This window comes from Streptomyces sp. NBC_00829 (assembly GCF_045161795.1).
GTDB lineage: Bacteria > Actinomycetota > Actinomycetes > Streptomycetales > Streptomycetaceae > Streptomyces.
This window is the reverse complement of sequence record NZ_CP108868.1, coordinates 38,456-51,219: the sequence shown is the minus strand read 5'-3', so window position 1 is coordinate 51,219 and position 12,764 is coordinate 38,456. Positions and strand designations below refer to the sequence as shown.

Annotated in this window: 12 protein-coding genes; all 12 read right to left on the bottom strand. The window is 68.7% G+C overall.

Annotation, left to right across the window (positions count from 1 at the left end):
- Window positions 1–214 precede the first annotated feature (214 nt).
- Entirely contained in the window at window positions 215–1,558 is a 1,344-nt protein-coding gene (locus OG293_RS39765; protein WP_331752046.1) for a hypothetical protein, read from the bottom strand.
- A gap of 165 nt (window positions 1,559–1,723) precedes the next feature.
- Window positions 1,724–2,422: a GP88 family protein gene (locus tag OG293_RS39760; RefSeq protein WP_331752045.1), complete on the bottom strand. Its 699-nt coding sequence runs from the start codon at window positions 2,420–2,422 to the stop codon at window positions 1,724–1,726.
- Complete coding sequence (locus OG293_RS39755) at window positions 2,322–2,579, bottom strand: GP88 family protein (RefSeq protein WP_331752044.1); 258 nt, start codon at window positions 2,577–2,579, stop codon at window positions 2,322–2,324. The genes OG293_RS39760 and OG293_RS39755 overlap by 101 nt, the downstream gene beginning before the upstream one ends.
- On the bottom strand, window positions 2,572–3,027 hold the full coding sequence (locus OG293_RS39750; RefSeq protein WP_406003881.1) for a hypothetical protein: 456 nt from the start codon (window positions 3,025–3,027) through the stop codon (window positions 2,572–2,574). The genes OG293_RS39755 and OG293_RS39750 overlap by 8 nt, the downstream gene beginning before the upstream one ends.
- 75 nt (window positions 3,028–3,102) lie before the next feature.
- Window positions 3,103–3,609, bottom strand: a complete 507-nt coding sequence (locus OG293_RS39745; RefSeq protein WP_190149015.1) for a hypothetical protein — start codon at window positions 3,607–3,609, stop codon at window positions 3,103–3,105.
- 230 nt (window positions 3,610–3,839) lie between these two features.
- The gene (locus OG293_RS39740; RefSeq protein ID WP_024126979.1) at window positions 3,840–4,268 is read right to left on the bottom strand and encodes a hypothetical protein; all 429 of its coding nucleotides are present in this window, start codon (window positions 4,266–4,268) and stop codon (window positions 3,840–3,842) included.
- Window positions 4,269–4,430: 162 nt separating this feature from the next.
- Window positions 4,431–4,898: a hypothetical protein gene (locus OG293_RS39735; protein ID WP_331752040.1), complete on the bottom strand. Its 468-nt coding sequence runs from the start codon at window positions 4,896–4,898 to the stop codon at window positions 4,431–4,433.
- 14 nt (window positions 4,899–4,912) lie between these two features.
- The gene (locus tag OG293_RS39730; RefSeq protein WP_331752038.1) at window positions 4,913–7,177 is read right to left on the bottom strand and encodes a hypothetical protein; all 2,265 of its coding nucleotides are present in this window, start codon (window positions 7,175–7,177) and stop codon (window positions 4,913–4,915) included.
- Complete coding sequence (locus tag OG293_RS39725) at window positions 7,177–9,804, bottom strand: hypothetical protein (protein WP_331752036.1); 2,628 nt, start codon at window positions 9,802–9,804, stop codon at window positions 7,177–7,179. Before OG293_RS39725 ends, OG293_RS39730 begins: the two co-directional genes overlap by 1 nt.
- Window positions 9,804–10,205 (bottom strand): hypothetical protein, encoded by a 402-nt coding sequence (locus OG293_RS39720; protein WP_331752034.1) that lies wholly within the window; start codon window positions 10,203–10,205, stop codon window positions 9,804–9,806. The genes OG293_RS39725 and OG293_RS39720 overlap by 1 nt, the downstream gene beginning before the upstream one ends.
- Before the next feature lie 79 nt (window positions 10,206–10,284).
- A complete protein-coding gene (locus OG293_RS39715; protein WP_331752031.1) occupies window positions 10,285–11,400 on the bottom strand; it encodes a DUF4417 domain-containing protein in 1,116 nt (371 codons plus the stop codon).
- Window positions 11,397–12,746 carry a ParB N-terminal domain-containing protein gene (locus tag OG293_RS39710; RefSeq protein WP_331752029.1) on the bottom strand — a complete coding sequence of 450 codons (1,350 nt, stop codon included), beginning with the start codon at window positions 12,744–12,746 and terminating at the stop codon, window positions 11,397–11,399. The genes OG293_RS39715 and OG293_RS39710 overlap by 4 nt, the downstream gene beginning before the upstream one ends.
- Window positions 12,747–12,764: the final 18 nt, after the last annotated feature.

Genomic DNA, 12,764 nt, shown 5'->3' with positions numbered 1-12,764 from the left:
ATGCAGATGCACCCGGAGCCCGTCGGCCACATGGCCGACGGGCTCCGCGTTTCCGGGCCATCTGCGCAGCCCGTGGCCCCCGCCGGGACCGGACTTGTGACAGGCCGATCGCCTGGCAGGGCGACGCGCTTGCGGCGCGGCCCGGGGCCCGGTCGCGCGCGCCATGGGGGCCGGCGGGCTTCCCGCCGGCCCCCGGCCGTGCCTCGCGCACCCGCTATGCCCTGGCGTCGAAGTTGCCGGACCCCCTGCGGCTGAGGACGAAGTCGTAGACAGTCCGGCGGTACCAGTGGTCTTGAAGGACCCGGGGCTTTCCGCCGTCCCCGGCCGTCCGGTCGGCGAACGGGACTTGCCCGCGGGCGTGGTAGGCGTGGATGGTCTCGCGTGCGAGGGGTTCGCCGCGGGTGGCCATGCCCAGCACCTCGGCGAAGTCGTAGATGTCCAGCAGGTCCAGGGGGTCGCCCTCAGGCAGCGGGTTGACCAATGCCGGCCCGGTGCCCTTGGCGGCCGCCCATACGTGTGGGCGGTGCTCCTTCACCCACGCGTCGACCGTGTGCGCGGCATACGTGCGCGGACGGGTGCGCAGGGGCGTCGGGAAGGCCCGGCGGATGACCTTCTTGCCGTCTCGCTTCTCCTTGACGCTGATCCACTGCAGCCCGGTGCGCTCGGAGACGCCATACCGCGGGCCGATCATCTCCGCGGTCAATTCCGTCTGCTCACCGCGGGCTTCGGACACCGACTCATCCGCCGGCGCCGGCTCGACCTGGACGTCGGCAGAGGAGTCGGCTGCCGGCGTCTCGGGCCACGCCTGACCCGTCAGTTCCGTACGACGCTGGGCCGCGGTCCAGGACCGCCGGCGGTTGTGCCGGACCCACTCGTCCACCTCGGCCGCGCTGTAGCCGTTCTCGCCGGCCTTGGGGAACCCCTCAACGCGGGTCCACCCCCTGGCCGTCTGACCGCTCACGCTGTACGTGCTCGCGATGGCTTGGGCATCGACGTACCCCGTCCGCGCGGTGGAAGCACGTTCCGAGCTCTCGTCGGCGGCTGCAGGGGCCTGTTCAGCGACCGCCGGCTCCTCGGACGTCTTCTGGCGGCGCATGCGACGAGGCCGGTTCACGAACTCGTATGCCGTCTCGCGGAACCACATGCGTTCCGTCACCTCCGGCCGCTCCCCGTCCCCCGGCTTGCGGTCGGGCCCCGGCATCTTCTTCCGGGAGATGTACGTCCGCAGGGTGACCTCGGGCACCGGTTCCTTCCGCCCGAGGGCCTTGCCCTCCCAGGCGGCGATGTCCGACAGCTTCACCAGGTCCTTCGGACCGCCCTCAGGCAGGCCGTACGGGTTGTCCGAGTCCTGCCCCTGCGCCCAGTAGACCGGGAGGTTCTCGCGCAGCCAGTCGTCCACCAGCGCAGCGTCGCGGACCAGGGTTCGCCCGGGACCGGACGGCCATCCCTCCGGAAATCCATCGAGCGTGACCCAGTAGGCCACGTTGGCTTCGTTGACCTTGTACTTGGTCGCGATGTCCTGCGAGGTCACAAGTTCATCGGCGTCGGCGGGAATCACTGATACTCCTTGTCGGACCGGCAGTGAACCCGCAGGCCGTAGTCGTGGCCCCGAGGGTGGGGGCCTGGATGGAACGAGCTCGAGCTGTGACCGGCATCGCCGGCTCCTCTCCGCGCCGGCGCCCTCGATCGTGCAGGGGCAGGCGCTAAAGTACATCACGTTTGACTAATAGGCAACGTCAGTGCCCGTGGGGGCGCCTTCGGGGAGGGGCGGTGATCCGCCCCTCCCCGAAAACACCCCCACGTGAGCAGTGCGCGAGGGCAAAGTCCTGGTCCGTGCCCGAGTTCTTCGCGCGGAGCTTCTTGTCGCGCGCCCGCTGAAGGCTGCCGAATGTCTCCTGCCCTTGCTTCTTGAGAGAAGGTGCGGGATCCGATTGGCCGGGATTCCCACAAGAGGGGACTCGCTGAGAACAGAAAGGAGGTCGGATTCGGTCTGGTCGGTGTAGTCGGCGGCGATCAGCGCCTCCACGGTCGGGAAAACATCCGCGTGCCGCTCGGTCTTCAGGTCGATGAGGTGATCCTCCTTCCCGCCCAGGCTCCAGCACCAGAGGAAATTTTCGGGTGCATCGTCCACAACCAGCCGACGAAAGCGGCTGATTTCCTTGGTGTAGCAGTAAAAACGAACTCCCGGCGAATTCCTCATGATGCGCGTCCAGGTGAGGAGGTATTCATCGGAAAAGAACTCGCCTGAATCATGCAAGCGAATCCACTTTCCGGCGTATCGCTTATGGCTGAGTTCTTCCGTCATTCGCCTCTCGAACTCTTCAGGGGCGTCCCGGCAGAGGAGAAGATTTCGAATGTGAGCTGCGCGGACATTCTTGAACCGGTACGTGCCGACCCGGGCGTAGCACAACTGGGCGCACACGCCCGCCTGGGGGGCAGACGTTGAAATGACTGCCGTCAGGCATTTCGATCACAAAAGCCGGAAGCGTCCAGTTGAATACGCCGATCCTCCTCAGGTCCGAGTTCTGGGTGAGGAGCCGCTTGGGCTTGGTGCTGCCGGTCGTGTTGTTCTCAGACATCTCGTTCCTCGTGCTTCGAAGGGGAGGAGTGGGTGGGTGAAATGCCGGGGCAGCCGACATGGGGGCGGACGCACGCGTGGATTCCCAGCGCGGTCACGCCGCCGTCGGCTCTCGCGAGCACGGCGAGTCCTTTGGCGATGGCGGTGCGCGCACTGCGCTGGTGGTGGCCGCCGTACTGCGCGTCGTCGCCGTGGCTGGCGATCAGGTCGGCGGCTCGCGTCGAGACGCGCGCAATCTCGAACTCCGGGAGGTCCCGGAACTCGGCGATGCACAGCGGGACCATGAACAGCAGCCACGTCACCCACGCCGGTGACGCCGAAGTCGGGGCGTCTTTGCGGACGTCGACGACCCGGCCGAAGGGGCCGTGTGCGTCAGGGGTGGGCTGGGGGTCCGGCTCGTGCTGCACAGGTTCTTTGCCGGCGGAGGGGCCGGGTATTGCTGTCGTCATGGTGAGGTGTCGCTTCATGCAGGGCGCCCCCGGCTGCATCAGCCGGGGGCGCCAGTGGGCAAGGGGGGAGCGCGATCAGTCGCCGCGTGCGAGGCAGCCCGCGGCGTGCGCGGGGGAGGTACGGAGGCGGGGGGATCCCCCGAGCGTGTCGCGGGCCTGGAGGAGGTAGTCGCCCAGGTCCTCAAGGGAGTTGATTTCCTCGGCGGGAACCGGCGCGCCGCACCGCTCGCACGGGGCGAGGAGGTCGAAGACGAGGCGGCGGCGGTCGTCGTAGCTCGCGAGGAAGGTCAGCGTCCTGTCCGCGAAGGGGATGGACAGCGCCACCGCGGGGAAGTGCTGGCCGTCCGCGACGAGCGGATGGATGTCGTCGTCCTTGGCACGGATGCTGACCGGGCGGTTGAGGGAGCGCAGCGAGAGGCGGTGGCGCAGCACCGCCTCCACCCAGTGCAGTTCGGCGTCCTGACTGTGGAGGGCCGGGTCCGGGCCGATCTGAGCGGGCTGACCGGTCCGGGCGCGCTTCACCGCGGCCGTAACGGCTGCGTTCTCGACGTAGTTGAAGGGCTTCTTCATGGTGCTCGGCATGGGGTCTCCGAGAAGGGTCAGGCCCGTGATCGGCACGCTGGCGCGTGTCAGGGTCACCAGGGCTGGAGTCGATGGCCGCGAACTGCGGCTCCGGCCGGCGAGGTCTTCCCCGTCCGACACGCACCACGATACATATTGAAAGACGAATACGCAACGCATCGCTTGAAGTGACGGCCGACCAGCTGCTGCCCCGGGGAGAGCAGCAGCGCGGCCGGCCGGTGGACGCCGGACTACGCCGGCGAGGCGGTGAGCTGTCCGACCTGGTCGAGCAGGAGCTGGGCCCGGGCGAACGCGGCTGCCTTGTGACCGTACGACGGAACGACCAGGTGCATGGTCTCGTGAGCCAGCGCGCGGTCCGCTTCCTCGCGCGTCGTCACCAGCTGGAGGTTGACGGCCATCAACGGCACCTTCAGCCGCGCGCTCTTCGGGCCCAGATACACCTGGGCTGCGTAGTGCGAGAGGAACGGCATGCCGCTGATCGACGCGTACGCCGCGAGGTCCAGGACGAGGTGGAAGTCTCGCTGCGAGACGGAGGCGAACTGCTTCGCTCGCCGGCGCAGCCAATGCACGTCGACAGGCAGGTTCCGCTCGTCCTCCGGCAGCGGGCTCCGCAGTTCGGCGTGCCGCTGCTCCGTTACCGGGTGGGCTCGATCTGCCATGTTCTTCCTCCTCTCGGACGCAGTCTGGACCTTGCGTCGATGCCGTTCGGCATGCAGCCGGCGCAGCGAGACCTCCCGGTTCCTCCGCGCGGCCGCCGTGGCCTCGAGGCCATCATGCCAACACGCCCTCTCCGCTCCTCTTCGGTGCCGGCGCCGGGACCCTCATGCGTACCGTCCATGCCATGAGTCGGCGTCCAGGCGCTTGAGCGCGGCGTCCTCGTCGGGGGCGAGCCGGTTGGTGAAGTCGTCCCAGTGGATCAGCTGCTCCAGCTCGGGGCCGTCGGCCGGCTCGATGCGTGCTCGCTGCCCACTGGTCAGGTCTATCTCCACCCCGTCGTCGACAAGGGTGCCGCGAGCGCAGGTCAGGGAGCGCCGGCGGGTGGCGTTGAGATTGAACAGGTAGCCGCCGCCGTTGTCCTCGCCGCCGACCAGCGGCCGGATCCACAGAACCTGCTCATCCGGCTCATCCTCGTCCTCGACCCGGTGGTGCCGGGCGAGGGCGGCGCGGAAGACCTCCGTCCCGTCCGGGTCCCACACGATCAGGCGCGCGCCGGCGTCCACCGGGTCACCCGTGGGGCTGTGGTTGCCCGCGACCAGGTCCGAGAATCGCTGTCGCCACTGCTGTGTCATTCGATCGCTCCTTGTCAGCTGTAGTCGTCGGTCGTGCACAGGACATCCTCAACGGCCTTCCCGCCCATGTGGGTGATGCCACGTGAGGCGAGGGAAGCGAGGATGGTGGTGCGCTCCGCGGCGGTGTGGCACACGATCCGGCTGGGCGCCTCCGCTCCGAACAGGTCGAGCCCGTTCCTGAACATGACCTCGTTGCCGGCGGCGGAGAATTTCGCGATCTTCATCGGGTCGCGGGTGATCGCGCTCTCGTTGTAGTTGTGGTGCGCGGGGTTGATGGCGCCGAAGTGGTCGCCGTTGTAGGCGTAGTAGTCACTGCGTCGCATCAGCACGCTCGGTTCGTCCCAGATCAGCATGCCGCCGCTCGGCTGACTGGGAGTCTTCTTGACCCGCAGGAACACGCTGTTGGCGCCGCCAGTCATCTTGTCGGCCTGCTCGCTCATGCCGAGTCCGCCGCCGATGCCCATGACGGCCCGCTTCTCCGTGGAGGCCAGTACGCCGGTTCCCAGGAGACTGGCGAGCGCACCGCCGTGGAGACCATGGGTCAGGGACCTCCCCTTGAACGCCCCCTGAATCTCGGCCTGCTTCCCCGTCACGTCGAAGCGAGACCACGTCAGCCACTTGCCGGACGTCGACGGTGTCGGCTCGTAGCCCGGACTGGCCGCCAGTGCGGCCCCGTCCAAGAATCCGGAGGCCTTGGCCACGGCGTCCCGGACGACCTCAACCTTCATCGGCAGCACCTTGTGGGCGGCCTCCAACTGGATCCGCTTCATCGCCGTCTGCAGGGCCCCGCTGTCGAGGCCCATGAGGGTCTCCATCCGCTGGTGCACGATCTCCTGGACCTGAAGGTCCTGAAGTCCCTGGGCCGTGTCCATGGCCGCCTGCATGCCGGCGGCCCCACCGAGCCCCTGCGCCTGGATGTTGTTCGACAGGTACGTCCACTCACCCTCGGCCGCGGTCATCGGCTTGTTCATCAGGTGGAGTTGCTCCAGACGCTCCACGAGGTCCTTGCCGTGGCCGGCGCCGGCCGGGGCGTGGACTTCGAGCTGCCCGCGAAGCGAGAACTCCGTGTGCTTCGGGTCGTTGTCCTTGTACGGGCGGTAGACGGCGGTCCAGCCGTCACCCATGTCGATCTCGTACTCGGTGCCGTTGGCGGAGCTGCGGGTCACGCCGTCCCAGGACGACTGGCCCGTCTCCGGGTCGAGGGACGCCTTGATCCGGCTGGCCTTGCGGACCGTCGCGGCGAGCGTGCCGGGCTCCGGATCCCCGTTGGGCACCGGTATCTGCTTGGTGACCATCTTGGTCTCGGTCACCTCGTAGGCATCCATCCACGGCATGACCGACCCGCCGTTGTCGATCTTGTCCTTCACGACGTTCAGCTGGTCCATGTAGTGCTGGGCCATGGCCTTCTCGTCGTCGCTGATCGACGGGTCGCTCAGGACGGCGGACACCGCGTCGACGGCCGCCTGGTGCTTGGCGATCGACGCATCCGACATCGGCAAGCTGTCCTTCAGCTTGTGCTGCACCGAGCTGATCGCGGTCTTGGTCAGCTCGGCCAGCTTCTTCTCCTTGTCGAGGTCGAGGCGCTCCTTGACCTCCTCCTCGACCTGGATCTCCTCCATGTGGGTGCCCGGGATGCTCAGCGCGTCGAGGAGCTTCTCCTCGGCCTCCTCGGATATGTGCGTGAGCAGCACCTCCCGCGGGCCGTCCGGCGAGTCGTAGGCGACCAGGGTGGCTTCGGAGTTGATGAAGTCGTCCCCGCCCACGAGGAGCGGCGTGCCGGTCGGCTCGCCGACGGGGGGCGCGGCCGGCACCGGCGTCAGCGGCGGGTCCGTCTCCTCTTCCTCCTGGACCTCCTCGATGTCGTCGGCGTGGAGCAGTCCAGCCTCCTCCGCCGGCGCCTCCTCACCACTGCCCTGCAGCTCCCCCTCGGCCGCGAGGCCCTCGGGCTCGGCCGAAGCCTCCTGGAGTTCCTCCTCGGGGCCGGTAGCGGACACGTCAGGCTCAGGTGCGGATTCGGCGCCCAGCAGCGCGTCGAGCTCCGCCGGAGCGTCCTCGGCAGCGGGAGCTTCCGCAGGGGGAGCAGGTTCGGCAAGCAGCTGAGAGAGCTCCAGCTCCTCGAGCTCGGGGATGCCCGTGCCTCCCGCGGCCGCGCCCGTGAGGGCGGTCCCCTCGGCCGCATCCGGCGCTCCGGTGATGTCCGGCGGCGCGGTGGGTGCCTCGGCGAGCGCGGTGGGGCTGACCGCGTAGCTCTGGTGGCTCGACTTGGATCCGGTTCCCATCAGCTACCACCGCCGTGCTTGAGGGAGGCGCCGGAAGGCAGACCCATCTGCTTGACGAAGAAGTCGGCGAAGTTCTGACGCAAGTTGTTCTTCCTCTCGACTGCGTGGTCCAGGAACGCCGTGGCGATCTGGGCGTGCGTGACCTGGGACTGCGGGACTTTCAGCGCCTTGGCCGCCTTGCTGCGCATCTGCGGCACCCACGCCACGCCGGCCTTGACGCCCTCGTGCGCGGTGGAGTGCAGGATCGAGCGCAGCTGTGCATCCGGCATGGACTCGAACTTCTTGATCACCGGGTGCGCGGCCGCAGGACTGATCTTGACGCCCTTGGCCAAGCCGCCTCCCAGGGCTGCTTGGTAGAGCTTCTGGTGGATCGGGGTGAAGCCGCCGCCGCCGCTGGGGGCGTAGTCGACCGACAGCTTGTCCAGGCCGTAGTGCTTGAAGGCCTGCCCGCGATCGATCTGCACCAGGCCGCCCGAGGGCGTGGCCAGCCAGTTGTCCTGGTGACCGTCGTGCTCGCCGACGAACCAGGAGCCCACGTGCGACCGGACGATCGCGTCGACCTGGGACTGCGTCCACTGGCTCGGGCTGGACGTGAACGGCTTGGCGTCCTTGAGCAGCGGCTGGATGGAACCGGCCGTGCCGTCGGCCTTCTTGTGGTGGTACACCGGCACTGCCGGCACGCCGCCCAACGACAGGACTTGGGACGCGGCGGCCTCGGTGTGGCCCAGGGCCCCGCCGTGGTTGTGGTCGGCCTTGAACATCCACTGCGAGCCGTCCGGGCCGGCATGGACGGTCTTGGCGTACGTCCCGCCGAGATTCGACACCTTGGTACCCGAGCCGAAGGACCAGCTAGCGACCTCCTTGGGATCGATGTAGGCCGGGACGTCCTGGCTGGTCGCCTTCGCTTGCTGGACCTCGGCCATCAGCGCCTGGATGTTCGCGTTGAACGACCCCGGCTTCGGCGCCTTCGCCGGCTTGGCTGCGTTCGCGGCCGGCTTGGGCGTGGCGGTCGCGCCGTTCTTCGGCAGCTTGCTCGCCAGGGCCTGGACCGTCTCGTCGGAGGCCAGACCCCCATCGGGCTTCGCTGAAGGTGCCGAGGCGGCTGCCGACTTGGCGGCCTTGGCCGCTTCCTTCTTCGCGACGTCCGCGTTGACCTTGTCCTTGATGGCCTGCTGGTCGTACTTGTTGTTGAAGCTCGCGGCGATGTAGTTCTGGACCTGGGCCCGCGTGGCCTTGCCGTTGTTGTCCATCCCCAGCTCGGCCGCGACGGTGCGCAGGTCGGCGAGCTTCTGCTTCGCGGCCCACGTCTTGAAGTCGCTGGTGATCTCGTTGGGCTGGAGGTACTTCCCCGGTCCGAGGGCCGGGTGCTCGGCGTACGGGGTGTCGCTGGCACCGCCTTGCTGGGTGTAGGCGTACCAGCCGTTCACGCTCGTCTGCATGTCCCGGACGTCGCCGGCGTTCTTCGCCCACGCGGCGATCGCCTGCGGCGCGCCCGGGTCGTCCGCCGGCGGCAGGTTGAGCGGCTGGTCGCCACCGGGAGCCATCGCAACGTGGGCGGCGTAGCCGGCGTCGAGGTTCGCCAGCTGCTCCTGCCGCTTGGCCGCCAGGGCCTTCAGCGACTCCACTTCGCTGTCCGGCGTGTTGGGCCGCATGAGTGCCACGAGCTGGTGACCACCGAGGTGCTGCGCCTCGGTCTCGCTCAGCTTCCCCGAGGCGAGAGCCTCCTGCACCAGCGGCTGGACGTCCTTCGGCGCCACGTACGTGTGATGGAGAGCTTCGTCGACCACCGACTTGGCCTCGGCCTTGGCCTTGGCCAGGTCCTCGCCGAGCTCAGGACAGTCGGCCGACGCCAACTTCTGCTCGGCTGCAAGCATGGCCTGCAGGGCTTCGGCCCTCTGCTCCTGAGACTGCGGTCCGTAGGTCTTCTTCGCCTCGTTCCAGGCATCGATCGACGCGGTCACCGCCTGGGCGGAGGCCGCGACCTCGTCCGGCGTGGCCTTCCAGGCGCCGCCGCTGAGGGGCGGCTCGGTTCCCTCGAGCTCGTGCAGGTCTGCCAGCGACATGCCGCCGACCGTCTTGCCGGCGAGCAGCTCGTTGTACCGGTTGAGAGCGGCGGCCTGGATCTTCGCCTTGGACGGGATGTCGCCCGGGTACGCGGGGTCGAGCCAGTGGACAAGGGGGTGCTGGCCCTTGCCGGACAGGCCCACCAGCGCCGGGTGTTCGAAGCCTTTGGCCTCGGCGATCTCGCGCAGGTCGTCCTCGTCGAGCGAGTTCAGGTAGGCGAGGGTCTGCGCCTTCAGCGCCTTGGTATGGGCCTCGATCTCCTCGTCGGAGGCGCCCGCCTCCTTCAGTTTCTCAATGGCCTCCTGAGCTTGCTCGACCTGGCCGACGAAGGCGTTGTACCGCTCGACGGGGTCCGTCGGGACTTCGTCCTCGGGGTCGAGGGCGAACGGCGGGTCGGTGATCTCCTCCATGAGGTTCATCGCCATCAGGAGGTCGGCTTTGGCCTGGACTTCCTCGTCGGACATGGGCTGCGCCGGCGCTTCGGCCACCACGTCGTCTGCCTCGGACGCGGTGGTGGGCCCTACGGCGTAGGAGGCGTGCGAGGACTTGCTGCCCGTGCCCATCAGCTGTCACCCCGCGGCGGGAGCGCAGGGATGACCTCAGCGAGCAGTGCATCCAGGACGAGGTCGGCGGCGTGGGTGAGGTCGAGCGCGCCATCGGGAACGTCGACGGGCTCGATCGCGCACACGCCGCCGGACTGCGCGATCCAACGTTCGATGTCCTGGCTGGTGATGGGCGCGCTCAGGCGCTCTCGCCAGGGGTCGGCAGCCTCGTAGACAAGTGGGACCCAGCGCACGACCGGTGCGGACTGCTGCTGGCCCTCGTCGAGGCCGAGAACGGCGACGGGGTCGACCGGGAGGCCGAGCGCGGGGTGCCAGACGAGCAGGATCCACAGGCGCCAGGGGGGAGCGGCCGTCGGCGTCTGCGTCGTCTCGGCATCAGGGTGGTTGGTGTCGGTCGTCATGGAGGCTCCTCCCGTAGGTGCTTTCACCTGCTACAGGTGTGGGAGGAGCCGCCGGTGTGACAGTGCGGGCGAAGAAGTTTCAGCGGTTCGGCAGGAGCGAGGCCATGTACTGGACCGTGGCGGCGAAGGCGTCCTCGCTTCGGGCGTGGACATCCTCGCGGCCGTTGGGGGTCATGATCGCGCCGTGCAGGGCGTACTGATGGGGGTTCTGGGAGATCAGGCTCAACCGGGGGCCGAAGATCTCGGCCATCTCGGCGATGCGGTTGGCTCGGGACAGGCCAGTGAGGAAGACCGGCATGTCCTCGGGCAGATGCTCGGCAAGCCAGTGCAGGCCGGGCCGCTCCCAGCTGTCCCAGTCGGCGTTGTCGCGGACGGTCTGCACGTTGATGGCGATGCCCGCCGGCTGGGTGTCCTCGATCCAGGCGAGATAGCGCTGGAGATCTTCCAGCCGGAACCAGTACACGTTCGGTACGACGTTCACGCCGGCCTCGGCGAACTCCTGGGCGAGCATCAGGCTGCGGCGCATGTTCAGCAGGTGCTCGGTGCGGGGCCAGTCGCCGTAGATGCTGTAGTTGCACGAGAGCACCAGGTCCCACTCCTGCTCAGCTATTCGCTCGACGAGCCTGTCGCGTTCGCGGCGGGTCCAGAAGGCCTCGACGAGGGGGTCCTCGCCGTAGCCGACAAGGACGGCCTTTTGGTGTTCCCCGAGGGCGAGGGCCTGGCGTGCGGTCTGCTCGGTGAAGCGCTTGTAGAGCGTGTGGGTGTCCGGGGAGAAGACGCGCCGCAGTCCGACCCCGTAGGCCGGCCAGTTCAGGCTGGTGTCGAGCTTGGTGATGGCGCTGCCGTCAGTCATGGGAATGAAGGACGGCAAGCCGGTGGGCAGGGTGCTGTCGACGGTGATGTCGTCAAAGGTCAGGGTGCCGCCGACGTCGGCCATCCACCCGGCTATGTCGGTCCGGCTCCCGCACCGGATCGGGCACTTCCGGGTCACGCACGCGTTCGCCGGAGCGTCAGCTTCGGCCGCCGCGCACCCGCAGAACCGGCAGTCCGAGTTCTGGCCGGTGCACAGCGGCTCGACAGTGGCCGGGCCTCCCCGACCGTCCGGGCCGGCGTAGAAGGCGCAGCTGTTGCAGTCGCAGCCCCGGCCGGGCAGGGGCACGCCGACGGTCGGGATGGGCAGGGAAACACTGGTCATGCGGCTTCGCTTCCTTCGTTCATCGCGTCGTGATCTGTCTGGTCGCCGGCGGGGACGTCGTCGAGGTGGGTACTGAGCTCGCGCAGGGCGAGACGCAGCGAACCGCGGTCGTAGCGCGCGATCTCCTTGCCGGCCCGGACCTCGACCAGCAGGCTGCGGATTCCGTCCAGGGCGGTGCGGATCGTGTCGGTCTCCACGGCAGGGAGACTGGGGGCGGCGTCAGCCGGGACCGCCTCCGTCCCGGCCTCGGCTGCCGACGCTGGTGCCGGCTGCGACGCACCGACCGCCACCGAGACCTCGGCCGGTCCTTCCTGGCCGAATGCCGACGGGACGGCGTCGTCATCGCCGTCCTCGGATTCCTCCTGAGCTTCTGAGCTGCTCAGGACCCGGGTGAGCTTCGCCCGGCGGCCGGCGTTCGCCGCGTCCTGACGCTCCTCGGCTTCGGTGATGATCTCTTCTGGGTCAAGCTCGGGCTCCTCCAAGCCGACGTTCACGGCGGTCGGCAGCAGGTGGAGCCGCTTGGAGGACTTCAACGCGGCCCAAATGCCCTCAGCAGCCTGCGCCCGGCCATTGCGGAGCTCGGCGAACTTGATCCGCGTGTTCAAGCGGACCGCCGCCTCGTCCATCTCCTCGGTGAGGTCACGCGGCAGCGCGCGGAACGCACGCACGAGCTCGCCGGCCTTGCGCTCGTTGAGCTGCAGCCCGAGACGGTCCAGCACCTCGCTCCAGGGAGCTGCACACGCGCTGTCGGTGCCGCGGATCTTCTCCAGGGCGTAGAACCGCTCTGCCGGTTCAGGAATCGCGTAGACCTCCTGAGGCACGGGCTTGCCGGCCTTGAGGAGCTTGCCGACCAGGATGGCGCACCGCTGGTACAGCAGGGCGGCGGCCTGCTCGCCGGGCCGGAGCGGCTCGCGCGCGAAATTTTCGACGAAGCGCCACATGTGACGCTCCTCTTCGGACAAGGGACCTGGGCAGACCACGGCGGGCAGGGCCGCGAAGTGCGGGTTGTCCGGCCGGTTGACGGCGCCCCAGCGCATCGCACGCAGTCGGCGCTCCCCCGTGACCAGACGGATCGTCGGCGCCTTCCCGTCGACGACGATCTCCTCGGCCAGGACCGGCTCCAGCAGGCCGATGACGGACATGGAGGAGATGAGGTCGGCGAGCTCGGACGGAGGCAGGGAGTCGGAGGGGTTACGGGCGTGGGGCTCGGTGAAGGGCGCGCCCTGGCCGCGCAGCGGCAGCATCTCGAACCGCCGCTGCCGCAGCTTGACGCTGCGGTGCAGGATCTCGGTGAGCCGGATCATGCTCCCGCCGTCCGGCGGAGCCTCGAGCGAGGTACTGGTCATGGTGCTGCTTCCTTCGGG

What these genes read in the sequence shown, in the direction of transcription:
- OG293_RS39755 (WP_331752044.1), bottom strand. Translation starts at nt 2,579, where the DNA reads ATGTCTGAGAACAACACGACCGGCAGCACCAAGCCCAAGCGGCTCCTC.
- OG293_RS39750 (WP_406003881.1), bottom strand. Translation starts at nt 3,027, where the DNA reads ATGACGACAGCAATACCCGGCCCCTCCGCCGGCAAAGAACCTGTGCAG.
- OG293_RS39745 (WP_190149015.1), bottom strand. Translation starts at nt 3,609, where the DNA reads ATGCCGAGCACCATGAAGAAGCCCTTCAACTACGTCGAGAACGCAGCC.
- OG293_RS39740 (WP_024126979.1), bottom strand. Translation starts at nt 4,268, where the DNA reads ATGGCAGATCGAGCCCACCCGGTAACGGAGCAGCGGCACGCCGAACTG.
- OG293_RS39735 (WP_331752040.1), bottom strand. Translation starts at nt 4,898, where the DNA reads ATGACACAGCAGTGGCGACAGCGATTCTCGGACCTGGTCGCGGGCAAC.
- OG293_RS39730 (WP_331752038.1), bottom strand. Translation starts at nt 7,177, where the DNA reads ATGGGAACCGGATCCAAGTCGAGCCACCAGAGCTACGCGGTCAGCCCC.
- OG293_RS39725 (WP_331752036.1), bottom strand. Translation starts at nt 9,804, where the DNA reads ATGGGCACGGGCAGCAAGTCCTCGCACGCCTCCTACGCCGTAGGGCCC.
- OG293_RS39720 (WP_331752034.1), bottom strand. Translation starts at nt 10,205, where the DNA reads ATGACGACCGACACCAACCACCCTGATGCCGAGACGACGCAGACGCCG.
- OG293_RS39715 (WP_331752031.1), bottom strand. Translation starts at nt 11,400, where the DNA reads ATGACCAGTGTTTCCCTGCCCATCCCGACCGTCGGCGTGCCCCTGCCC.
- OG293_RS39710 (WP_331752029.1), bottom strand. Translation starts at nt 12,746, where the DNA reads ATGACCAGTACCTCGCTCGAGGCTCCGCCGGACGGCGGGAGCATGATC.